The organism is Nocardioides sp. R-C-SC26 (genome assembly GCF_021246465.1).
In the GTDB taxonomy this organism is placed as follows: domain Bacteria; phylum Actinomycetota; class Actinomycetes; order Propionibacteriales; family Nocardioidaceae; genus Nocardioides.
This window is the reverse complement of sequence record NZ_JAHRHK010000078.1, coordinates 1-316: the sequence shown is the minus strand read 5'-3', so window position 1 is coordinate 316 and position 316 is coordinate 1. Positions and strand designations below refer to the sequence as shown.

Here is a 316-nt window from a genome sequence, read left to right as displayed (position 1 = left end):
CTCAGCACCCGACCTCGGCGGTCACGGGTGCGCTGCCCAGCACCGAGGCGGCCAACGGGTCCAGCGCACCATGGTCGGCCACGACGGCGGCCAGCTCGTTGAGATGGTGCCCGCGGTCTCCGTCGTGGTTCCCTAGGTTGGTCAGCCGCGACGTGCCCGCGCCGACCCGGTACTCGGCGGTCATCGCAATACCACCGTGAAGCTGGATCGCCTCCTGGCCCACGTGGCGGCCCCCGGTGCCGAGCTGCACCGCGACCCGTGCGGCAGCGTCGGAGAGCTGCTCGGAGTCGCGTTCGCCAGCGGCGGCCGAGGCGGC

1 pseudogene is annotated in these 316 nt (G+C 73.4%); it reads right to left on the bottom strand.

Annotated elements, in window-relative coordinates:
- Position 1: 1 nt before the first annotated feature.
- Positions 2–316 (bottom strand): annotated as a pseudogene (locus tag KSO97_RS17505) (hypothetical protein); the annotation flags it as partial.